The following is a 22,042-nucleotide window of genomic DNA, read 5'->3' as shown; positions in this document are numbered from 1 at the left end:
TGAATGTGGTACAACCGGACATTTTAATGATTCATCGCAGCCGCATCGATATCGTTAAGCCGCATGGCGTTGAAGGTGCGCCCGACCTGGTCGTTGAGATTCTGTCTCCGAGCTCTCGCAAGCGGGACAAGGTGGTCAAAGCCGGCCTGTACGCCAAGCACCAAGTGCCCGAGTATTGGCTTGTCGATCCCGAGACGCGGACACTGGAGCAATATCGACTCGATGGCGAGCGTTACGAACTGGCAGAGATATACGAAGCGGAGGATCGAGTTTCCTCGGACAGGCTGCCTTGCGTCTCTTTTGTGTTAGGAGAAGCTTTTGACGAGGTTAATCGTTTGAATTTGCCGATGTGAGGGGGACCGAGAATGAAGAAAAAGCGGGACGAAGAACCGGTTATTCGCGAGCAGCCGGTCACCTACGACGATTATGCGGCGATGCCGGACGACGGCAAGCGGTATGAGATTATCGACGGTGTGCTGGAGCTGATGTCTCCGGGGCCGATGGCGGTTCATCAGGCGATAAGCTCTGAATTGGAATTTATTTTGAAACAAAGCTGTCGTTCAGATTATGCCATCTTTTACGCTCCGTTTGATGTCATTTTAAGCAAGGTAAATGTGGTACAACCGGACATTTTAATGATTCATCGCAGCCGCATCGATATCGTTAAGCCGCATGGCGTTGAAGGTGCGCCCGACCTGGTCGTTGAGATTCTGTCTCCTAGCTCTCGCAAGCGGGACAAGGTGGTCAAAGCCGGTGTGTACGCCAAGCACCAAGTGCCCGAGTATTGGCTTGTCGATCCCGAGACGCGGACACTGGAGCAATATCGACTCGATGGCGAGCGTTACGAACTGGCAGAGATATACGAAGCGGACGATCGGGTTTCCTCGGACAAGCTGCCTTGCGTCTCTTTTGTGTTAGGAGAAGCTTTTGACGAGGTTAATCGTTTGAATTTGCATAATTGAAGGGCGCGCGGTACGAATTGGTGCAGTCGTATGAAGCGGATAACCTAGGGCGTGTCTGCAAACCCGCTCAGGGGCATCTTTCACCCCCTGCTGCGTCACCTTTGCTTGACGTACCCCCGGTACGCCTTCACAAAAGTTCCTTGCATGGAACGAAAATTCGGCATAATCTGCTATCCTCGGAGTTTGCATACACGCCCTAGTAAAATGGCCTGCATATTCCTTTAAACTAAGCGATATTTTTGATTCCATTCGCATGATCGGCACATAGCGGAAAAAGAGGTTTAGCATACGGTGAATAGCACAGTGAAAATTAAAATCGGCATTGCAAGCATTGCGGCGCTAGGGCTGGCAGCTGTAATTGCGGCGATTGCCTTCTTGGTCGGCGCGGTCGGAGGGACCCGCGATAGCGACGAGGAGAATATGCCGCGGGCGTACGAGTATGGAACGGCGACAGCGACTAACGGCATGGAGCTGCATTTTTTACGGACGAGGCCGTCCAACATAGAACCGCTCGTCATTCGCAATAACGTTTCGGCGGTGCCTCATTACGGAGTTAACGGCGGTTTTTTCTACGAGGATGCTCTGCTGAGCGTGGCCGTTCTTAACGACGAGCCGGTGCACGGGGAAACGGGCCGGTACGGTTCCGGAGGAGCGAACGTGAAGTATGCCAGGGGGACGTTAGTCTGGGACGGCGCTCCGGATCGGCTGAGCGTGCAGGTTGTCCGCCAGGCGAAAGAGATCGAAGTATCGGATCGCGCGCGCTTCTGGGCGCAAGGCGGCATTAGTATGAGTCTGGTACGCGGCGAAGACTGGGAGCGGCAAACGGCAGAGGAGGCGGCGCCTTTACCGGATCAGACCAGCCTTCGGTCGGGAGCCGTCTATGATAAGGAAGGCAATTTGTACCTTGTCGTCAGCTCGACGAAGGGAACTCTGGCCGCTTTTCGCGAAGCGATCCTCGAGCGAATCGGAGAAGGGAAGCTCGTAGATGGCATTTTTCTCGACGGAGACGGTTCGTCCCAGCTTCGCAGCAGGGAAAAAAAGCTGGCAGGGGACGGCAGGCTGGTCGTGCAAATGCTGCGGCTTATCGAGTAACGGCACGGTTGGATAAACGGTCATTGCCCGACACCGAAACGGCGCGGATTCTCCTATCGTTAAGGAGGCTGCGCCTCTTTCTATTAGGGTGTTTTTGCTTAGCGGCATGCAAAAAAAGGGAGTGGCAAACGAACCGGATATTAGGTAGGATAGTAGCATTCTCTTAAAGGTGGCCGACAATGACTAACAAATGGATCAAAAACTTCGCGGAGTTCGGCCGCGCCTACCACCCTATTGTTCATTCCCTGCTGCTGGGCACGATTTTGGCTCGGCTGGCTTCGTCGATGAGTTTGCCTTTTCTCGCGATTTATTTGGCCAAGCATACGGATGTCGGCGCGGTTATGATCGGGGCCATCATCGGTGCGAGATCGTTGGCCGGAATGGCGGGCGGCTTCATTGGAGGGACGTTGTCCGATTTATTCGGCAGAAGAAAAATATTGCTCGGAGCGTTGATCGGATGGGGAGTTGTGTTTTTGGGGTTTGCGATGTCCGACAGCGTGCTTCTGTTTTTCCTGTTCAGCCTGCTGAACGGTCTGTGCCGCTCGTTCTACGAACCGGTCTCCCAGGCGCTGATGGCCGATCTGACCGACAAGGAGAAGCGGTTCCAGGTATTCTCGCTGCGCTATCTCGCCATCAACGTCGGGGTTGCGGTGGGGCCTTTGCTGGGGGCGCTATTCGCGGCTCTCGACAGCACGCTTCCTTTTTATATTACCAGCGGCATCTATTTGGCCTATGCCTTGTCCTTATATCTGCTGCTGAACAAATTCGGGATTCGCAAGATTGAAGGGGAAAATAAAGCGGTCAACACGTTCGCGTCGGTATGGAACGTTGTGAGGCGGGACGTCGTGCTGCGGTATTATTTGCTCGGAGGCGTCGTGACCGCGATCGGATATTCCCAGATGACGGTCACACTCTCTCAGTATGTTGGGGACAGATTCGCCGACGGGGTCGCCCTGTTCGCGGTCATGATGAGCGTTAACGCGGTGACGGTTGTCGCGCTGCAGGTTCCTTTTACGAAATGGGCGGACGGGCTGAAGCCGTTGACCGTACTAGCGATCGGCGTTGTCTTCTATGCGCTCGGCAACGTCGGTTTCGGATTGTCGGGCAGCTGGATGACGTTTATCCTCTCGATGGTCGTGTTTACCTTCGGCGAAATGTTGACCTTTCCCGCTGGCAACATTCTTACGGACCGGATTGCTCCGGACCACATGAGAGGCGCTTATTACGGCGCGCAGTCGTTTTCGAATCTGGGTCATTTTCTCGGTCCGTGGATCGGCGGTATGCTGCTGAGCGGCTACAACGGCAAGGTGCTGTTTTTGACTATGGCGGTCGTAGCGGTGAGCGCGATCGTGTTCTATGCGCGGGGAGAGCGGAAGCTTGCTTCCATCCAGACTGTGCAATAGTGGACGAGGTGCAACCTTTTCGCCCGATTTTCCGTTTAGATGGAAAATAGTCTTCGAGTAGGGAGGTTGCTCAAAGAATGAGAAAGATAGCCCTCATGCTGGTTGCGATTCTGTTAAGCGGCTGCGGAGCCGGAGCCTCGGATCAACCTGCGGCTGCGCCGTCCGATTCGCCGTCTTCCGCTAAGGCATCGTCTTCGACTCCGTCCGATGCCCCGTCGCCATCCGCGGCAGTGCCGTCGGCGATGTCGTCCAACGTTCCGCCCCCTTCTCCGAACGGATTGGAGGCGATTCAGAACTTGCTGACCGAGCAGTGGGAGACGCTGCAGGAGAAGCATGCCTTTCAATTGCAGCTCGTCTATTCGACCGAGAAGGCCGTCATAATGACGATCCGTCCTTACGGAGATATCGAACGAGAGCCGACGGAGGAAGAGGTCGAAGCCTTTAAGTCCGATCTGTTCGAATTGGCGGGCAAACCGTTTCCGTTAGAGCTGTCCGTCTGGGAGTGCTGCAAGAACGAACCGCCCGTAACCGGTAAAATCAAATCCGTCGAGAATGGAAGGGTGCTGATCGTTAACGACAACAAGAAAAACGGCAACTCGGACGATCCAGAAGCGTTCTGGGTCGGCTTGTCCGCAGACGGGAAAATGATCGATAGAGACGGAGAAGCGATTCTCAGTATCGACGAAACGCTTGTTGGCCGAGAAGCGAAGGCATGGACGACGGGAATGGTTAACCAATCCTATCCGGGCCAGACGAGCGCCCTTAAAATTGTCATTGAATAGGAAACGTGCAGTGGGCCGATTCGGATGACGCCGAACGATATGGAGCAAGGCAGGCGGTCGTTCAAGGCGACGTTTTGTCGGCATGAAGCATCGTGCTCCCGATATAGAAATCTCCGCGAATCCGGATATGCTCGTAAGGCAGATTAGGGTTCGCTAGTCTCCATAAGAGGCGGTCGGCAGCTCGGTAGCCGCTCTCCTTAATCGGCAGCAGTGGCCGCGTCAGCGCCGGTAGCCGGTCGGTCTGCTCGTTCGCGATGCCGACGAAGGAGCAATCCTGCGGGACCCGTACTCCGGCGTCTCTCAGAGCATAGTAAGCCGGCTCGACTTGTTCGTCGATGGCGCACAGAACGGCGCTGGGACGGAAGCTTCTGAACCGTTCGATAAATCCTCGCGCCCATGAAGCGGTATCCCCGTTCATCCGTTCCGTGCAATGCCTCTCGGGATTAACGGTAAGCCCCTCTTCGCCCATCGCCTCCTGAAAAGCCGACCAGCGTAAGCGAAACCCTCGCTGAGAAGCTGCGTCTCCCACGTATAAAATGTCGCGGTGTCCGGCGCGCAAGAGATGCCGCACGGATTGATGGACCGCCTCGTGCACGTCCCAGATAACGGAATCCACTTTGGACTCGGGCGGTGGAAAGTTCAACAGAACGCGCGGCATCGCCAGCGCCAGCAGCCGTTCCTCCAGCTCCGCGCCAGCCATCCGGGGGGCGATGAAGACGCCCTCGGCATACGGCAAACCGACTTTGTCCGCCCAGCCGTCGAAAGCCTTGGGCTTCAGTTCCGGAGGAAGCAGCAAAGGCTCGACGGTATGGCCGAACTCCGTGAAACGATCGTGCAGACCGGCCAGCAGCAACCGATTAAAGTTGACGGATTGCTCGTTGTGCAGAAGAACGAAGCGCCGTCGCACGACCGGATAAGGGGAAATTCTCTCGTAGGTCAGCGCGTTGCGCTGATCCTTGGTCCAATACCCGAGCTCCCTCGCGAGCCGACAGACTTCGCTTCTCGTTTCCTCCGACATGCCCGGCTTGCCCGTCAGTGCCTTGGACACGGTCTGCACGGACAAACCGAGCTGTTTCGAGAGATCCGCCAACGTCACCTTTTTGCGTCGCATTAACGATTTCCTCTTTTCTGTAGAGCTGCGTTTTCCTATCTTAAACAAAAGTTAAACTAACTTTAAGGCTTTTTCTCCTTCATAATCAAGATGAAATTTTATGGTTCGTTCCGAAGGAGATGACGGCTTGAAAACGATAGAAGCAGACGTAGTGGTGTGCGGCGGAGGTCCGGCGGGCGTAAATGCGGCGATCGCGGCAGGCAGGAGCGGCGCAAGGACGGTTCTGATCGAAAGATACGGATTTATTGGGGGGATGTCGACCGCGGCGCTCGTATATCCCTGGATGACCTTCCACACGCTGCAAGGTAAGCAAGTTATCAAGGGGATCGCGCAGGAGATCGTCGACCGGTTGACGGCGATGAACGGTTCGCCGGGCCATCTCCGGGATACGGTGGGGTTCACGAATACGATTACGCCGTATCATCCGGAGATGTACAAGGTGCTCGCCGTCGATATGCTTAAGGAAGCGGACGTTAAGCTGCTGCTGCACAGCATGATGCACGAGGCTTATACGGAAGGCGGCAGGATTGAATCCGTCCGGCTCGCGACCAAGTCGGGAAAAATCGACGTCAAGGGCAAGGTATTCGTGGACGCGACGGGAGACGCCGATCTGGCCAATCTGGCCGGTGCGCCGTGTCTTCAGGGGCGAGAGGGGGATGGTCTGACCCAGCCGATGACGATGAAGTTTCGGATGCGGGGAGTGGATCTGGCTCGCGTAAAACGGTATATGCTGGAGCATCCCGACGAATTCTACGGGAAAACCCCCTTCGACGAGTTGGAGAGGCTTCCGCTTTCGGGCGTGTTGGGTTTCTTTAAGCATTGGAAGCAGGCGGATTTGCCGATCAACCGCGACCAAGTGCTGTTTTTTACCGGGCCGGAGTCCGATGAGGTACTCGTCAATACGACTCGGGTGCAGGGACTAAACGGCTTGGACGTTGAGGATTTGACGGAAGCCGAGGAGCTGGGGCGGAAACAGGTGTTGATGGTGGCGAACTTCATGACGGCCAACCTGCCTGGTTTCGAAAAAGCGTCGATCTCGAACGTGGGCGCGCAGATCGGAATTCGGGAGACGCGAAGAATCGATGGCCAATACGCGCTGCAAGCGGAGGATGTCGTTCAAGGACGTAGATTTGCGGACGCGATCGCCCGCAGCGGTTATCCGATCGACATTCACGACCCCTCCGGTAAAGGGGTGAAGGCCGCTTGGGTGCAAGGCGACGGCGCTTACGATATTCCCTATCGCTGCTTGCTGCCCCAAGGCATAGATAATCTGCTGGCCGGCGGCCGGTGCATCTCGACCTCCCACGAAGCGCTTGCAACGACGCGCCTGACGCCGAGCTGCATGGCGACGGGGCAAGCGGCCGGAACGGCTGCGGGTCTGGCCGCAAGGTGGGGCATAAAGCCCGGCGAGCTGGACGTCGACCTTCTTCGGCAGGAGCTTGCAGCCGGCGGAGCCGTCGTAGAATAGAAGGCAAGGAGCCCTCGCGTCGGAATTGTTCGACACGGGGCTCCTTCTTTTTATACGAACGGCGCTACGATTCGCTTGGTCCGTTCCAGACCGTCCCACATATCTCCCGGACCGTCGTAGATCAGGACGAATGCTCCATCGTAGCTCGTTCCCCGAACGGCTTCGAGACAACGGATGAGCTCGGCTTCATCCGGTTCGCCGTTCTCGTCGTATACGGGCTTGGCGTGCACGGACGAACTACGCGGCGCGGTCATCGCGATCTCGTCGTACTTGGCTTCGCCTTTGTAGTTGCCGAAATCCGTAATCATGCCGACGGCGTCGCCTGCCTGATTTAGCAGTTTGGCGCAACTCTCGCCGGTCGAGGTCAGCGCCTTGAAGTTTTCCGTCACGACGCGCACTCCCCGATCGGACGCATATTCGGCCAGCTCTCGCAGCGTTTGCGCCGATTTGCGGATCGCTTGCTCGTCGCTAGGTTGCGCTTCTCCTGCGACGATCCGAATCCGCTTCGCTCCGCATTGCGAGGCGATGTCGATCCATTCGCGGAACAGCCGGCCATCGGCGGCCTGCCGAGCTTCGTCCGTCGTCGACGGATCTCCGTAGTCGAGCAGCAGCGTGTCGAAGGAGACGGCCGCGTCGGCGAAGGCTTGTCGCAAACTTTTCAGGTAGGCGCTTCCCTTCGAAGGGAAATGAAAGTGGCAGATCTCGACGGCGGCATATCCTCTGCGCGCGGCTTCGCGGGGCAGCTCCAGAAGCGAAAGGACTTCCGGCTGAGGCTCTTCGTTCGTGCGGTGCTCCCCGGCCTCGGCGTCCCAGGACGTCCATCGAAGAGGGCCGAGCAGACGGTGCAAGCTCCAGGTACTGACGGACAAATAAGACATAGGGCATTCCTCCGTTACGATTCGGGTGGTTGCTGTTTTTATCGTAGTTCTTTTTTTCGGAACATTCCAATAGGGATTGTGACAATGTTGTCTCGTATTTTGGCATTGGGAAGGATTCGTTTTACAATAAGGAGACAACGATACGTAAAAGGTGAGGATAGGAATTGGCGGACTGCCTTTATGCGATAGCTTCTACCGAGGAGGAACGAGGCTTATGCTTGCTTGAGATGCGCTCTCTGTTGGGGGCGGACTGTCGGTTTAACCTGACGAGAAGCTGCGAGGAAGTCGAGCCGGGCCGCAGTCCGTTCATTAAGAGCCGGATTCGTGTCCTGTTCGAGAGCGACGGGCTGGAGGAGCTGGCTGAACTGGCGGGGGAGCGCGTGGAACTGGATGGAGCGACGTTCAAGGTGACGGCGGTTGACAACGATGACCCCGAGGAACGAGGGCGCTTTGAATACGCGCGCAAGCGCGAGCTGGAACGAGCGGTCGGCTTCCGTCTACGGGGGAGGGCGGACATGCGGAACCCGGAGCGGGAATTCGGATTCGCCCGGTTTGGCGGTCGGTGGCTGTTCGGGGAGCTGCATCGCGGGAATGCGGATTGGATGAAGCACCGCGATCAGCCTCGTCAATATTCAACGGCGTTAAGCAATCGAGTTGCTCGCGCGGTCGTCAATATTGCGGTGCCGCGTATGGCCGGCGTGCGAGCGATCGATCCGTGCTGCGGTATCGGTACGGTGCTTCTGGAAGCGATGTCGCTGGGGATCGACATCGTCGGAAGAGACATTAATCCGCTGGCTGCCATGGGGGCGCGAGAAAATCTGGCTTACTTCGGTTACGGCTCCCCTTCGTCTGTGACGCTTGGCGATATGCGAGAGATCGAAGGGCGATACGATGTTGCGATTATCGATATGCCTTATAACCTGTGTTCCGTCCTTTCCGACGATGTGAAGGCGGCTATGCTGCTCAGCGCCAGACGATTCGCCGCCAGGGCGATCGTCGTCACGATTGAAGAGATGGACCGCTTCATACGGGCCGCCGGCTTCGAGATTTTGGACCGCTGCAGGGTGAACAAGGGCGGCCGATTTTCGCGTCAGGTGCTTGTATGCGAATAACCGCGAACAGCTTATTGAAATTATGGCCGCTTTCGTCCACAATGGATGAAGAATGTTAGACCAGTCCATCTGAGCGTTTAAGGAGAGAGAACCAAAGATGAAGTATATAAGCACGAGAGGGAAAGTCGCGCCGATCGGCTTTATCGATATGTTCCTGATGGGGCTAGGCGAGGATGGGGGACTGATCGTTCCCGAGGCGATTCCGACTGTTTCTGCAGAGCAATTGAAAGCCTGGTCGGGTCTGAGTTTCCAAGAGGTGATGTTTAACGTATTTTCCCTATATACGAACGGGGAAATTCCGGATGACGATCTGCGCAAGCTGATCGCGGACAGCTATGCCGGTTTTACGAGCCCTGACGTACTGCCGTTGACGAAGCTTAGCGACGAGCTGAGCGTGATGGAGCTGTTCCACGGACCGACCTTTGCTTTTAAAGACGTTGCTTTGCAGTTTATGGGCAATTTGTATGCATACGTGGCGCAGAAGCGCGGGGAAGTCATCAACATTCTCGGCGCGACCTCCGGCGATACGGGGGCTTCCGCGATCAGCAGCGTTCGCGGCAAGGAAGGCATCCAAATTTGTATTTTGCATCCGGACGGCAAAGTCAGCCGCGTGCAGGAGCTGCAGATGACGACGGTGCAGGACGACAACGTGCTGAACCTGTCGGTGAACGGCAACTTCGACGACTGCCAGCGCATTATTAAGGATTTATTCGCCGACGTGAAGTTTAAGGCCAAGTATCATCTACGGGCGATTAACTCAATTAACTTCGTGCGTATTTTGGCGCAGGCCGTGTATTATTTCTACGCTTACTTGAAGCTTCCGGAGGCCGTGCGTGCGGGCGGCATCAACGTCAGCGTTCCGACGGGCAACTTCGGTAACATTTTCTCCGGCTATCTGGCCAAGAAAATGGGCGTGCCGATCAATCAACTGGTGCTGGCTACGAACGAAAACAACATTTTGGAGCGCTTCATTCGCGAAGGGATGTACAAGCCGGAAGGATTCAAGAGCACGCACAGCCCGTCGATGGACATTCAGATCGCGAGCAATTTCGAGCGCTATCTGTACTACTTCCTCGGCGAAGATTCGGCGGAAGTGACCGCTCGCATGAATCGCTTCAAAGCGGAAGGTCAGCTTGCGTTCACGGCCGAAGAAGTCGAGCGTATTCAGCGCGACTTGTCGGCTTACAGCGTCTCCAACGAGGAATGTCTGGAAACAATCCGCGGATACGAGGAGAAATACGGGTACTTGCTCGACCCTCATTCGGCTTGCGGCGTGGCGGCGTATGAGCGTGCAGGCGGCAAAGGAGAGGGAGTATTCGTTTCTCTGGCGACGGCTCATCCGGCGAAGTTCGACGAGGCGATCAAGCTGCTTGACATCGAGCAGAAGTTTCCGGAGCGTATCTCCGATCTGTTCGACAAGCCGCAGCGACAGGTGAGCGTCGACAATTCGGAGGAAGCGGTCGCGGCTCTGTTGGTGGATTTTTACCGGGTAGACAACTAAGGCGTGTCTGCATACTCCGAGGACAGCTGATATTGCCGAATTTTCGTTCCGTGCAAGGAACTTTTGTGAAGGCGTACCGGGGGTACGTCAAGCAAAAGTGACGCAGCAGGGGGCGAAAAGGCGGTGAAAGATGCCCCTGAGCGGGTTTGCATACACGCCCTAGATCAACATAACTGAAACGGGGGAAAACGGAGTGCTTATCGGTGCGGTAGAAGCTGGCGGAACGAAATTTGTGTGCGGGATCGGCAATGAACAAGGGGAAGTGCTCGACAGGATCAGCTTTCCGACGGAGCAGCCGGAGAAGACGCTTGCGCAGGTGAAGGCGTATTTTCAGGACAAGCAGGTGGAGGCGATCGGCATCGGATCGTTCGGTCCGATTAACATCGATCGTACAAGCCCTCAATACGGCTACGTGACGACGACTCCGAAGCCGGGGTGGTCCAACTACCCGGTGCTGCCGGAGCTCAAGAAAGTGTTCGAGGTCCCGATCGGCTGGGATACGGACGTAAACGCTGCGGCTCTTGGGGAAGCGACTTGGGGCGCGGCCAAAGGCTTGGATAGCTGCCTTTATTACACGATTGGCACCGGCGTCGGCGTCGGCGTCTACGCGGAAGGCAAAATGGTGCACGGACTTGTGCACCCGGAAGGCGGTCACGTGTTGACGCGTCGTCATCCCGACGATACGTACGAAGGCAAATGCCCCTACCACGGCGATTGCTTGGAGGGCATGGCTGCGGGGCCGGCTCTTGAAGCCAGGTGGAAAGTGAAAGGCCATGAGCTTCCGGTCGATCATCCGGCATGGGAGATGGAGGCGTTCTATATCGGGCAAGCGCTTGTGAGCGCGATTTTGCTGCTGTCTCCGAAAAAAATCATTCTTGGCGGCGGCGTTATGCATCAGAAACAGCTGTTCCCGCTTATTCACGAACAGGTGCGAAGCGGGCTGAAGGGGTATGTCGCTTCGTCCGCGTTGGATGCCGACGGCATCGTGGACTACATTGTGGCTCCGGGCCTTGGCGACAATGCGGGCCTGTGCGGTTCAATCGCCCTCGGGCTTCGCGCTTTTGAAGAATCGAAATAAAGTTAACAGCCCTGAGGGAGAGCTCGGGGCTTTTTTTTATGTAAATGGCTATATAGACTTGTTGATCGAATGCTTTACGACCTCTTTCGCTCCCTCGTTTTGTTTCATCTCGTTTGACCAACTCTCGTATGAGCTTTCGCCTCTTCGGATGTAATAAAACCTAACAATAATGAGCTGTTTTAATTCCTGGGTCTGTCCTTTTAATTGATTATGATATGTTTGTGTTATGTAATATTACATTAATGAAATGAAATAGAGAGCTATGAGGCGGGAATAGGCGTTAGAGGGAGCTATGGAAGGATGAATTCGTTTTATTGGTCGGGTGATGTATTTGTCATATAATATAACATTAGATTAAGATTCGATTAGCTTCTTGGTTGAAAACTTACATGTGGAGGTAATGTTTATGTCTTATTCTCGTGCTTCTCGCAAAATGATGATTCCGATTCTGGCCTTGCTGCTTCTGCTAAACGGCATGAGTGGCGCGTTTGCAGCGGTGAGCTCTTCCGCCTCGATTCCCTCCGTCAAAATTCCGCCGGTTCCCTTCGCATTTAAATCCTCTCCGCTTCCTAACGTCATGGTCATCGCTTCGGGCGGTACACTGGCCGGTAAGGCGGCGGACCAGACGAGCTTTCAAAATTACAAAGCTGGAACCTATCTGATGGAAGATCTGGTGAAGCAACTGCCGGACAAAAATAAAATCGCCGACGTTTCGGTCTACCAATTCGGCAACAAAGGCTCCGGCGGATATACCATCGCCGATTTGTACGATCTGTCGCAGGTCGTCGATGAGGCTCTGAAGCTTTACGACGGAGTGGTCGTGACGACGGGCACCGACACGATGGAGGAGATCGGCTATTTCCTCGATCTGACGGTACAGAGCGAGAAGCCCGTCGTCATTACCGGAGCGATGCGGCCTTGGGACGTTATCGGCACGGATGCTCCGGCCAACCTGTACAATGCGATTAAACTGGCGGGCAGCGGGAAGACGACTTGGTTCGGAACCGTCCTAATGCTCAATGATATGATTCATGCGGTGCGAGATGTAACGAAATCGAATGCTCACCGCATGGACACGTTCGAAACGCCGATCATGGGCGCCTTGGGTTACATCGACGAGAGCGAGATCCGCATTTACCGCGCTCCTGCGCGGGCATTAAAAGCAGGCAAAGAGAATTGGAAGACGCCGTTTGATCTGAAGAAGATCGCCAAGAAGAGCCTGCCGATCGTAGGCATCGCCTATAATGGCCAGGAAATGAGCGGCGGCGCCATTCGGGGCTTCGTGGCCGACGGAGCCAAAGGCATCGTAACCGCCGGAACGGGCGCAGGCGGCATCTCGTCCCAGATGAGCGAAGCGCGCAAAGAGGCGATCGGCAAAGGCGTTATCTTCGTAACGACAACTCGCACAGGCTCGGGCACGATGTATGGCGGCGGCGAAGGAATTATCGCCGGCGACAGCCTGAACGCTCAGCATGCCCGCATCCTGCTCATTCTCGCGCTGGCTTTCTCCAACGATTTCAACACGATTAAAGGATGGTTCGAGGGAGTCGGCACGCAGGAAATCGACGGCTCCAAGCTGGCGTCCTAAGATTCGCGAATATCTATAGGAAGAACCTCGAATTCCGCTGCGAAGCGGAGCTAGAGGTTCTTTCTTGCCAGTGCCGCTCCTGGAGTTTCCTCCAATAAGACCTCCTCACGTGCTAAACCTCGCTGCCATCTCCGTATTCCTGCCAATAAGACCGCCCGGCGAACCTAATCCCGTTACTGTACCCGTATTCCTGCCAATAAGACCGCCCGGCGAACCTAATCACGTTACTGTACCCGTATTCCTGCCAATAAGACCGCCCCACGAACCTAATCCCGTTACTGTTCCCGAATTCCCGCCAATAAGACCGCCTCACGAACCTAATCCCGTTACTGTTCCCATATTCCCGCCAATAAGACCGCCTCACGAACCTAATCCCGTTACTGTTCCCATATTCCCGCCAATAAGACCGCCTCACGAACCTAATCCCGTTACTGTTCCCATATTCCCGCCAATAAGACCGCCTCACGAACCTAAATTTGTATTATTGTATCTTCAAGCGTCGGAGCTGTCGTACTTTTTGCGAAATAGGCCATGCTAGGCGGAGAATGTTATTGACAATTTTCATCAAATGCAACAATATAATATATGAGCAAGTATTCATATGTTATGGAACGAGGGATACAAAATGTCCAAACACGTGCAGGACCAGCATAAAGGTAGAAATCACAACCACAATCACGACCATGCTCACAATCACGACCACAACCACAAGCACGACCATGCTAACAACCACGACCACAATCACGACCATGCTCACAAGCACGATCACGACCACAGCCACAATCATGATCATGGCCACCATCATCACGGTATCGGGGGGCATCATCACCATTTTGACGGCAATCGAGACGGGAACAAAAAGGGCTTAACGATCGCGCTGATCATCACGGCGGGGATCATGGTGCTGGAGTTTGTCGGGGGTCTCGTTACGAACAGTCTTGCGCTTCTATCGGATTCCGGGCATATGCTGAGCGACGCCAGCGCGTTGGCGCTAAGCTTGGTCGCCTTCTGGTTCGCGGCCAGACCGGCATCGCCGAACAAAACGTATGGCTATTATCGGTTTGAGATTTTGGCTGCTCTGTTCAACGGCGTTACCTTGTTCGTCATTGCCGGATTTATTATGTGGGAGGCTTACCAGCGCTTCTCGGCTCCGCCCGAAGTGTCCAGCCTGTCGATGCTGCTGATCGCCTCTGTCGGGCTTATCGCCAACCTGCTTAGCGCGTTTGCCCTTATGCGCAAAGGAGACGTCAAAAACAACCTGAACTTAAGAAGCGCCTACCTGCACGTGCTCGGAGACGCTCTAGGCTCCGTCGGAGCCATCGTTGCCGGCATCGTTATGCTTGCTTTCGGCTGGTACATCGCGGACCCGATCATCAGCGTGCTCGTCTCGCTGCTTATCCTGCGCAGCGCCTGGAGCGTCATTAAGCATACCGTCCACATCTTGATGGAAGGAACTCCGGCAACGATTGATCAAGGCGCGGTCAAGTCGGCGTTGATCGGCATACCCGGCGTTCTCGACGTCCACGATTTGCACATTTGGACGATTACGTCCGGGATGGATTCGCTCAGCTGTCACCTTCTTGTCGAGGACCAAGCAAATCAGCAAACGATTTTGCAGCAGGCGATTCGGACAATCGAAGAGAAATTCAAAATTCAGCACGCGACAATCCAGATCGAAACGTCGGAAACTCGCCATGAGGAACTGACGGTCTAGCGGTCCATCGCTGTATTTTCGGCCGCAGATCGCTGATTCCAAACGTCCTGATTCAGATGGAATGAATTGGGGTATAACCCGCAAATGTTAAAAGCGAATCAACATTAATTTTTTCTAACCGTTTTTTAAGAAAAGCTCAGAATAGCCGCAACGGCGGCGATTGCGTTCTCCTTGGAAAAATCTCGGTAAAAACGGATGTGCTATAGTTAATCCCGGCAACGATGCTGTATGCAATCCCAAGATGCCGGGAGGATTTACTTAGCTTATGAAAAACAAACTTACGATAAAATTGGTGTTGGCGTGCAGCCTGGCGACTACGGGACTGTTCGGAACAATGTTCATAGCTTCGCCTCAAGCCAGCGCGGCGACGGAGGAAGCTTTAAGCCTGATCGACATCGGCAAGGACTATATCGGAACGCCGTACCGCTTCGGAGCGACGGCGGGCAAAACCTCCGCATTCGATTGCTCCTCTTACGTACAGTACGTGTTTGATCAAGCGGGAATTTCTCTGCCTCGAACTTCCTCCAGCCAGGCTTCCAAAGGAGAGAAGGTTGATAAAGCGTTCTTGAGCGTCGGCGATCTTCTGTTCTTCAAAACCGGCGGCAAAGGCATCAGCCACGTCGGCATCTACGCCGGAGACGGCAAAATGCTTCATGCCAGCAGCAGCCAAGGCGTCATGATCTCCGACATCAATTCGAAGTACTGGACGAAAGCTTACGTAACGGCTCGCCGAGTTCTCTAAACTAACTAACAACATACCTGGTTCATATAGCTTTCCCACCAAGAAACCCTGCGTTATTACAACGTTAGGGTTTCTTTCTTTTGCGCACACTTAGAGAATGCCCCATCCTCCCGCCCAATTCCGTTGCCGCTCGCAAAACCCAAATAAATGTGTACCTATCAAAAAAGATCGCGCGTTGTTGCCGGCGGCTGGCGGCTCTATACTTTGAAATGTAGAACGTTCTACTTACTTAAGACTTCTAGGGGGATTCAAATGAAAAGAGCGTTTCGGTCCACTCTGTTATCTACCCTCTTGGTGAGCAGCATGATTGCGCTAAGCGCATGCGGAGGCAACGCGCAGAACAATAGCGCTTCCTCGCCGGATTCCGGCTCCGCTTCGCCAAGCGCCGGCGCATCGGCTAGCGCTTCGGAGGGAGGCGCGTCCGACGGCAAACCCGTTGTGATCCGCCATACGATGTACGATACGGAATTCACGAGCGAGATGGTCGCGGAATTCGAGAAAACCCATCCGAACATCAAGGTTGAGCTCGTATCCGCAGATTACAATAAGCTGATGGCGATGATGGCGGCCGGTAACGGACCGGACATTATCCGCACGAACACTAACGAGCTGCCCGGTTATGTATTGAAGGGAATGGCGCTCGATCTGACGGAAAACTTTAATTCGAGCTCTGTATTCCACACGGACGATTTCTATCCGGTCGTTAACAACTTCCGCTATGACGTTACGACAGGGGCTCAAGGCACGGGGCCGCTTTACGGATTCCCGAAGGACTGGTCGCCGGATTTTACGATTTACTACAACAAGAAAATGTTCGAAGCCGCAGGCATTCCGGTACCGAGCGCAACGGACGCGATGACCTGGAAAGAAATCGTCGAGCTGGGCAAAAAGCTGACCGTAGCGAACGGCAAAAAAGTCAGCCAATACGGACTCGTTTACTTTAACGGCAGCACGGCGGCGAACCAGGATCTGATGAATCTTCAACTGCTTCAGCAGGGCGGCAGCATGTTCAGCAGCGATTTCAGCTCGGCGGACCTGACGACGCCGCAGGTTAAGGATTTGCTGAATTTCTGGGTGGATGCGGCCAAGTCCGGCGTAGGTCCGAGCCCGCTGCACCAGGAAACCGATTGGGGCGGCCAACTGTTCGTCGACAATAAAGCGGCGATGATTATCGCGGGGTATTGGTTCTCCGGATTCCTGAAGACGAACGAGTTGACCAAGGACAGGCTGGCCGATTTTGGCGTCGCTCCGGCGCCGATGGCGGAGGGCGGCAAGAGAATCTCCCCGACGGCCTTCGGAACGGGGGCGGTCATCTACAAAAATTCGAAGCATCCGAAGGAAGCTTGGGAAGTGTTCGAATGGTTCTTCGGCGGCAAACCCGCAGAGGATCGGGCGAAGGAAGGCTACGGTCTGCCGGGAACGAAGACGCTTGCGGCGATGCTGCCGCAGACGACCGAGTTCGACAAGTTGAATTACGATTTTATTCAGAACGAGCTGCAATATACGGAAGGAACTTTGCCTTACAGTCCTTTCCTGAACTATCAGGCGGTGAATTCGGTGTTCGAAAAATATTTCACGCCGGTCTACTTCGATAAGGATACGGTAGACGGAGCCGCGCAGAAGATGACGGAAGAGCTGAACACGCTGATCGCGGAAGGCAAGGATCTGATCAGCCCGGAGTAACGATTCATTCAAGGGGGTTACCGGAGACAGTACGCTCCGGTGCCCCTTTTCAAATCCGGCACATCACAAAGGAGGCGAGCCTCGATGATTCGACCTGCCGCATCCGGCACGGCGCCCGCGCTTGGCGCCAAGCCGAAGCGCTTCCGCGGGAAAAGCTTTAAGGAAGCGATGGAATTTTACGTATTTATCTCCCCCTGGTTCGTCGTCTTTGTTTTACTCGGACTGATTCCGCTGCTTTACGGTCTCTATCTGAGCTTTACGAACTATGCGGGGTTTAATATGGACCGCCTGAAATTCGTCGGCTTCGCCAATTACCATAAGGTGTTCACCGACAATGACGCGATGTATTCGCTTGGCCGGACATTGCTGATTACCGGCATTATGGTTCCATTAAGCACCATTCTGGGGTTTTTGCTGGCGGTGCTGCTAAATCAAAATATTAAAAATATCGGCCTTTACCGTACGCTGTTTTTTATTCCTTCGATTATTCCCGTCGTCGCGGTAGGCACGATGTGGAGATCGCTATTCGTGGACGACGGCGTCGTGAACAACGCGCTGGAAAGTTTGGGACTGCAGCCGGTCGATTGGCTCGGCTACGATTATGCGATGGTACCGCTTCTGATCATGCTGTTGTGGGGAGTCGGAGGCGGAATTCTCATCTACTTGGCCGGTTTAAAAGGAGTCTCCAAAGATTTGTACGAGGCTGCGGCGATCGACGGAGCCACTGCACTGCAGCGTTTCGTCAAAATTACGATTCCGCTCGTGACGCCGGTGCTCTTCTTCCAATTTATTATGAACATTATCGGCTCGCTGCAAATCTTCGTGCAGCCGATTCTGCTTGCGGCCAACTCCAACAGCTTGCTGTCTCTGCCGATTCGACCGAACTACGTGTACTCGGTTCACGCCTTTCAGCAGATATTCGCTTACGGCCGTTTCGGCTACGGACTTGCTCTATTATGGGTTCTGTTTATTATGATCCTGGTGCTGACAGTGATCGTCTTCTCGACAAGCAAACTATGGGTATTTTACGAAGTCGATCAGGAGGGGAGATAAGATGGTGAATGCAGGCGCTCGGAACAAGCCGTTCCGAATTGTCATCTATACGCTGCTTGTTGCGCTGTCCATTCTGTTCGTCGTGCCCCTCTACTGGCTGCTGACCAACTCGGTGCAGACGGTCGGATCGGCTTCGACCTTCTGGCCGACCAGCTTTCGCTTGGAAAATTACAAGTACGCGGTAACGCTGATCGACTACTGGAACTTTGCGAGAAATTCCATCATCATCACGGCGATCTCCGTCCTCATTCCGACGCTGACAAGCGCCTTTGTAGGCTTCGGCTTCGCCCGTTTGAGGGCTCCGGGGAAAAACGTGCTGTTCCTGCTGATGCTCTCGACCATGATGTTGCCGGCAATTGTGACGCAGATTCCGACGTACGTGATCTTCTTTAAGATCGGCTTTATCAACACGTTCTGGCCGTGGTTTTTCTGGGCTCTTGGCGGCAGCGCGTTCAGCATTTTTCTGTACCGGCAGTTTTTCGCGACCTTTCCGAAGGATCTGGAGGAAGCGGCGACGATCGACGGCTGCTCGACGTACCGGATTTTCTGGAACATCTTCCTGCCGATTTCACTGCCCGTCATCGCTACCGTCGCGATTCTCTCCTTCAACGGCTCGTGGGGCAACGACTACATTACGCCGTTTATGTTTCTGCAGAACGACAAGTATCCGCTTGCGACGGCGCTGTTCTCGATCGGTTACGTATTCCCCGGCCAGAAAGACATTACGCTGACGCAGGTGCAAAGCGCCGGGCTCATTTTGTTCGTGCTGCCGATTATCGTCGTCTTCTTCCTCGGACAGCGCTATCTGGTGGAAGGGGTCGTATCTTCCGCGATTAAGGGGTGAACGAGAATGATCAGGAAAACGCTACTGTATGCCGTGCTGCTTCTAGCCTGCGCGCAGATGCTTTACGGCTGTTCGGCTAGCACCGCAACGCCGGAAGTCGAAGAGAAGCCCGTTATTGCGTATCCCGCGCCGGAGGATTTGCCCGTCAATTACCGATCGGAGGATTTCACGGTGAAGGCTGGAGAAACCGCGATCGATCTCTACAACGCCGGCAGCAATAGCTGGAATCAGCCGGTTTCCTACGGATACTTCGATATGCCGGGAGCCAGCACGATTACGATCACGCCGAATTTCGATTATCAGACCTTCGAGCTCGTTCCGCGATCGTTGGGGATACGCGGCGAGCGCAGCGGCAATGCCATTACGTTTAAGCTGAACGGCCCGGCTAACGTTACGCTCGTCTTGGACGGCAACTATCAGGGCAAAGCGCTGCATCTGTTCGCGCAAGCGCCGGAGACGGACATTCCGGATGCGAACGACGCGAACGTGCTTTTCTTCGAGCCGGGTTTCCACGACTTGGGCGAGTACGGCTCGGTTCCGACGAAGATTAATTCCAATCAGACGCTCTATATTAGCGGAGGGGCAGTCGTCCGCGGTCGTTTTCGGGCGGATGACGCAACCAACGTAACCGTAAGGGGCAGAGGCATTCTGCTGAACGATTACAGAAGCAACGACGAATACGACGATATCGCGCTTGCATTAAGCCGCGTAACGCATTCCACGATCCGGGACATCATCGTCAATCGGGATACGAACAGTTGGACCTCGTCCATGTACGGCAGCAGCGACGTGAACGTTCTGAATTACAAAGCGGTAAGCCCGCGCTTCGCCAGCTCGGACGGCTTCAATATCGTGAGCAGCCACGACATCGTGTTCGACGGGGTCTTTATTCGTTCCGCGGACGACGCTGTCGCGATCAAGGGGATGTCTCAGGAAGAGGACCCGGCGAAGGCGCCTCCCGTCTATAACATCGCATACCGGAACTCCCAGCTATGGGCGGACGCCAACAATGCGATCGGAATCGGGGCGGAGACGGTCGCCGCCTATTTCAAAAATATTAAGTTCGATAACATCGACGTTCTTTACAATTACGACGACCGCGATCATCCGGATGTGCTGCCGGACCGTTCCGCGATCAATATTTTCGCCCTCCACGGCACCGAGTTCAAGGACATCTCGTTCGAGAATATCCGGGTAGAGAAAGCGAAACGGCTCATCAATTTGCAGATGGACACCTCGTTCTACTTCGGCGCGATTCAGGGCAACTGGGCATGGCCGGGAGCAATGAGCGGAATCCGCTACAAAAACATTACCTCCTATTCAGACGGTACGAACGAGATCAAGGTTGCAGGCTGGAGCGACGATCGTATTATTTCGGACGTGGTCTTCGACAACATTGTCATCAACGGGGAGAAAGTGAAGTCGACGCAAGACCCGCATTTTACGATCAACGAATACGCCAAGGATTTAATAGTCAAATAGGATTGGAAAGATGCGCAAAAGCGCGACGAGGAGAGGAACGATGATGCAAGATCCCGATGTTTACGAAATCGGCTCCGCCCGGATCCGAATTTATCCCGCCCCGGAAGGAATCGGGTACGCGGTCGACGAGCAAAGATTAAGGCGTCAGGGAGAAGATGCGTTCGCCGCCGATCCGGAAGGTCTCGTGCTGTCCCGAGATTGGCGGATTACTGTCGGCGGGCGAGAAATCCCGGTATACGCGGCCCCGGTGACGAGCGGAGGTCCGGCATCGTTTGCCTCCTTCGAGTATATGTCCGGTCCCGGGGAGGTTACGTTGGCAGCGCACTGTTCCGAGGGGGTAAGCAGCGCATCGGTTCATCCGTTATCGCGGGGGATCGTTCCCGAAGTCGCGGAGGATCGGAGCGTGCGGATTCCCATTAACGGACCTTGCAAGCTGATCGTGCAAACGAACGGGAATCTCGAACGACCGTTGTTCCTTACAGTTCATGCGCCGGAGCGGGACATCCCTAAGCCAGGCGATCCGGGCGTGTTCTATTACGGTCCGGGGCTGCACAAGGTCGACAAGCTTAAGCTGACAAAAGGCCAAACTCTCTATATTGCGGGCGGCGCGGTGCTGAGGGCATATGTTCCGGAAGACGAGCCTCCGATCGACCCGAGCGACTGGGCGAAGCAAAAAGTATATGAGGATTTTATCGTTGCGGACGGGGCGGAGGACGTCCGGATTCTCGGACGGGGAATCCTCGATCTGTCCATGCTCGACTGGCACGCCCGCAAAGCGATGCTGATTGCGAATAGCCGCAACGTGCAGGTCGAAGGACTGACGATGGTCGGCACCTCGCATTGGACGGTGCATCTGGCGAAGTCGAGCGACTGCACGATCAAGGATCTGACGCTGTTCGGCTACCGAGAAAATAGCGACGGAATCGATATCGTCAACAGCCGGCGGGTAACGGTGGAGGATTGCTTGATCCGCACCGGTGACGACGCCGTTGTCGTCAAAGCGATGGCCGCCCCTCCGGCGATCGGAGGGCAGGACATTACGGTACGCCGCTGCGTCGTATGGAACGATAAGGTACGCTGCTTCGGCATTACCGGGGAGACGCGCACGGACATCCGGAACATCGTCTTCGAGGATTGCGACATCGTTCGTAGTCTGCCGACCTGGACGGAGGAGCTTGGCTCCCTGTGCATTATCGTCGGAGATTCCGGAACGATCAGCGGCGTACGCTTTGAGAACATGCGTATCGAGGACGAGCGTCAATATGCGATGGCATGTCTGATCTTTAAGGACCGCTGGTCGGTCGATCAAGAGCCGGGGCGAATTCGCGACATCGTCTTTCGCGATATTCGTATTCCCGAAGGCGTGCCTTCTCTGTTCCACGGCTCAGACGCGGAGCATCTTATCGAGAATGTCCGGATCGAAGGACTGTATGCGGGAGGACGGCAGCTCGAAACGATGGAGGAGGCGAACTTCCGGACGAACGATTTCGTTCGCGAGCTGAGCTTGATCGTTCGTCCGTAAGTTCCCTATAATAAAGCCAACATCTAG

Annotated in this window: 19 protein-coding genes; 17 read left to right on the top strand and 2 right to left on the bottom strand. The window is 54.9% G+C overall.

The features are described from left to right. The 5 genes from DFP98_RS39255 to DFP98_RS27305 form a co-directional block, all read left to right on the top strand. Nucleotides 1-353: Uma2 family endonuclease (locus DFP98_RS39255; protein ID WP_181917972.1), on the top strand; the 353-nt coding region annotated here is incomplete at its 5' end. A 12-nt stretch (nucleotides 354-365) separates the two neighbouring features. Continuing rightward, the gene (locus DFP98_RS27320; protein ID WP_116063808.1) at nucleotides 366-962 is read left to right on the top strand and encodes a Uma2 family endonuclease; all 597 of its coding nucleotides are present in this window, start codon (nucleotides 366-368) and stop codon (nucleotides 960-962) included. A gap of 291 nt (nucleotides 963-1,253) precedes the next feature. Then, nucleotides 1,254-2,054 carry a hypothetical protein gene (locus DFP98_RS27315; protein ID WP_116063807.1) on the top strand — a complete coding sequence of 267 codons (801 nt, stop codon included), beginning with the start codon at nucleotides 1,254-1,256 and terminating at the stop codon, nucleotides 2,052-2,054. A gap of 179 nt (nucleotides 2,055-2,233) precedes the next feature. Continuing rightward, nucleotides 2,234-3,457 (top strand): MDR family MFS transporter, encoded by a 1,224-nt coding sequence (locus tag DFP98_RS27310; RefSeq protein WP_116063806.1) that lies wholly within the window; start codon nucleotides 2,234-2,236, stop codon nucleotides 3,455-3,457. A 77-nt stretch (nucleotides 3,458-3,534) separates the two neighbouring features. Further along, nucleotides 3,535-4,239 carry a hypothetical protein gene (locus tag DFP98_RS27305; RefSeq protein WP_116063805.1) on the top strand — a complete coding sequence of 235 codons (705 nt, stop codon included), beginning with the start codon at nucleotides 3,535-3,537 and terminating at the stop codon, nucleotides 4,237-4,239. Between the two features lie 61 nt (nucleotides 4,240-4,300). Here the strand turns inward: DFP98_RS27305 and DFP98_RS27300 are convergent, their stop codons facing one another. Continuing rightward, nucleotides 4,301-5,350, bottom strand: coding sequence for a LacI family DNA-binding transcriptional regulator (locus DFP98_RS27300; RefSeq protein WP_116063804.1), 1,050 nt, complete (start codon nucleotides 5,348-5,350; stop codon nucleotides 4,301-4,303). 100 nt (nucleotides 5,351-5,450) lie between these two features. Here DFP98_RS27300 and DFP98_RS27295 point away from each other — a divergent pair, with 100 nt between their 5' ends. Further along, nucleotides 5,451-6,818 carry an FAD-dependent oxidoreductase gene (locus DFP98_RS27295; RefSeq protein ID WP_116063803.1) on the top strand — a complete coding sequence of 456 codons (1,368 nt, stop codon included), beginning with the start codon at nucleotides 5,451-5,453 and terminating at the stop codon, nucleotides 6,816-6,818. Between the two features lie 50 nt (nucleotides 6,819-6,868). Here DFP98_RS27295 and DFP98_RS27290 read toward each other — a convergent pair whose 3' ends face one another. Beyond that, nucleotides 6,869-7,696, bottom strand: coding sequence for a sugar phosphate isomerase/epimerase family protein (locus DFP98_RS27290; protein ID WP_116063802.1), 828 nt, complete (start codon nucleotides 7,694-7,696; stop codon nucleotides 6,869-6,871). A gap of 164 nt (nucleotides 7,697-7,860) precedes the next feature. Here DFP98_RS27290 and DFP98_RS27285 point away from each other — a divergent pair, with 164 nt between their 5' ends. From DFP98_RS27285 to DFP98_RS27230, 11 genes are all read left to right on the top strand, one after another. Further along, nucleotides 7,861-8,808, top strand: coding sequence for a TRM11 family SAM-dependent methyltransferase (locus DFP98_RS27285; RefSeq protein ID WP_342772513.1), 948 nt, complete (start codon nucleotides 7,861-7,863; stop codon nucleotides 8,806-8,808). Between the two features lie 97 nt (nucleotides 8,809-8,905). After that, complete coding sequence (gene thrC / locus DFP98_RS27280; protein ID WP_116063800.1) at nucleotides 8,906-10,309, top strand: threonine synthase; 1,404 nt, start codon at nucleotides 8,906-8,908, stop codon at nucleotides 10,307-10,309. A 193-nt stretch (nucleotides 10,310-10,502) separates the two neighbouring features. Further along, on the top strand, nucleotides 10,503-11,387 hold the full coding sequence (locus DFP98_RS27275) for an ROK family protein (RefSeq protein ID WP_116063799.1): 885 nt from the start codon (nucleotides 10,503-10,505) through the stop codon (nucleotides 11,385-11,387). A 406-nt stretch (nucleotides 11,388-11,793) separates the two neighbouring features. After that, on the top strand, nucleotides 11,794-12,975 hold the full coding sequence (locus tag DFP98_RS27270) for an asparaginase (RefSeq protein ID WP_342772512.1): 1,182 nt from the start codon (nucleotides 11,794-11,796) through the stop codon (nucleotides 12,973-12,975). Between the two features lie 625 nt (nucleotides 12,976-13,600). Next, nucleotides 13,601-14,689 carry a cation diffusion facilitator family transporter gene (locus DFP98_RS27260; RefSeq protein ID WP_116063797.1) on the top strand — a complete coding sequence of 363 codons (1,089 nt, stop codon included), beginning with the start codon at nucleotides 13,601-13,603 and terminating at the stop codon, nucleotides 14,687-14,689. Nucleotides 14,690-14,954: 265 nt separating this feature from the next. Next, nucleotides 14,955-15,431 carry a C40 family peptidase gene (locus DFP98_RS27255; RefSeq protein WP_116063796.1) on the top strand — a complete coding sequence of 159 codons (477 nt, stop codon included), beginning with the start codon at nucleotides 14,955-14,957 and terminating at the stop codon, nucleotides 15,429-15,431. A 252-nt stretch (nucleotides 15,432-15,683) separates the two neighbouring features. Beyond that, nucleotides 15,684-17,114: an ABC transporter substrate-binding protein gene (locus tag DFP98_RS27250; RefSeq protein ID WP_181917971.1), complete on the top strand. Its 1,431-nt coding sequence runs from the start codon at nucleotides 15,684-15,686 to the stop codon at nucleotides 17,112-17,114. Nucleotides 17,115-17,198: 84 nt separating this feature from the next. Further along, nucleotides 17,199-18,167, top strand: a complete 969-nt coding sequence (locus tag DFP98_RS27245) for a carbohydrate ABC transporter permease (RefSeq protein WP_116063794.1) — start codon at nucleotides 17,199-17,201, stop codon at nucleotides 18,165-18,167. A gap of 1 nt (nucleotide 18,168) precedes the next feature. Next, entirely contained in the window at nucleotides 18,169-19,011 is an 843-nt protein-coding gene (locus DFP98_RS27240) for a carbohydrate ABC transporter permease (RefSeq protein WP_116063793.1), read from the top strand. Nucleotides 19,012-19,017: 6 nt separating this feature from the next. After that, nucleotides 19,018-20,493: a glycoside hydrolase family protein gene (locus DFP98_RS27235; protein WP_116063792.1), complete on the top strand. Its 1,476-nt coding sequence runs from the start codon at nucleotides 19,018-19,020 to the stop codon at nucleotides 20,491-20,493. Between the two features lie 40 nt (nucleotides 20,494-20,533). Further along, nucleotides 20,534-22,015, top strand: coding sequence for a glycosyl hydrolase family 28 protein (locus DFP98_RS27230; RefSeq protein WP_181917970.1), 1,482 nt, complete (start codon nucleotides 20,534-20,536; stop codon nucleotides 22,013-22,015). The last annotated feature ends 27 nt before the right edge of the window (nucleotides 22,016-22,042 follow it).

Source organism: Cohnella phaseoli (assembly GCF_003386235.1).
GTDB classification, from domain to species: Bacteria; Bacillota; Bacilli; order Paenibacillales; family Paenibacillaceae; genus Cohnella; species Cohnella phaseoli.
This window is presented reverse-complemented; position numbering and strand designations above follow the sequence as displayed.

Coding starts and splice junctions, on each gene's coding strand:
- DFP98_RS27320 (WP_116063808.1), top strand. CDS start 366: ATGAAGAAAAAGCGGGACGAAGAACCGGTTATTCGCGAGCAGCCGGTC.
- DFP98_RS27310 (WP_116063806.1), top strand. CDS start 2,234: ATGACTAACAAATGGATCAAAAACTTCGCGGAGTTCGGCCGCGCCTAC.
- DFP98_RS27305 (WP_116063805.1), top strand. CDS start 3,535: ATGAGAAAGATAGCCCTCATGCTGGTTGCGATTCTGTTAAGCGGCTGC.
- DFP98_RS27300 (WP_116063804.1), bottom strand. CDS start 5,350: ATGCGACGCAAAAAGGTGACGTTGGCGGATCTCTCGAAACAGCTCGGT.
- DFP98_RS27295 (WP_116063803.1), top strand. CDS start 5,451: ATGGTTCGTTCCGAAGGAGATGACGGCTTGAAAACGATAGAAGCAGAC.
- DFP98_RS27290 (WP_116063802.1), bottom strand. CDS start 7,696: ATGTCTTATTTGTCCGTCAGTACCTGGAGCTTGCACCGTCTGCTCGGC.
- thrC (WP_116063800.1), top strand. CDS start 8,906: ATGAAGTATATAAGCACGAGAGGGAAAGTCGCGCCGATCGGCTTTATC.
- DFP98_RS27270 (WP_342772512.1), top strand. CDS start 11,794: ATGTCTTATTCTCGTGCTTCTCGCAAAATGATGATTCCGATTCTGGCC.
- DFP98_RS27260 (WP_116063797.1), top strand. CDS start 13,601: ATGTCCAAACACGTGCAGGACCAGCATAAAGGTAGAAATCACAACCAC.
- DFP98_RS27255 (WP_116063796.1), top strand. CDS start 14,955: ATGAAAAACAAACTTACGATAAAATTGGTGTTGGCGTGCAGCCTGGCG.
- DFP98_RS27250 (WP_181917971.1), top strand. CDS start 15,684: ATGAAAAGAGCGTTTCGGTCCACTCTGTTATCTACCCTCTTGGTGAGC.
- DFP98_RS27245 (WP_116063794.1), top strand. CDS start 17,199: ATGATTCGACCTGCCGCATCCGGCACGGCGCCCGCGCTTGGCGCCAAG.
- DFP98_RS27240 (WP_116063793.1), top strand. CDS start 18,169: ATGGTGAATGCAGGCGCTCGGAACAAGCCGTTCCGAATTGTCATCTAT.
- DFP98_RS27235 (WP_116063792.1), top strand. CDS start 19,018: ATGATCAGGAAAACGCTACTGTATGCCGTGCTGCTTCTAGCCTGCGCG.
- DFP98_RS27230 (WP_181917970.1), top strand. CDS start 20,534: ATGATGCAAGATCCCGATGTTTACGAAATCGGCTCCGCCCGGATCCGA.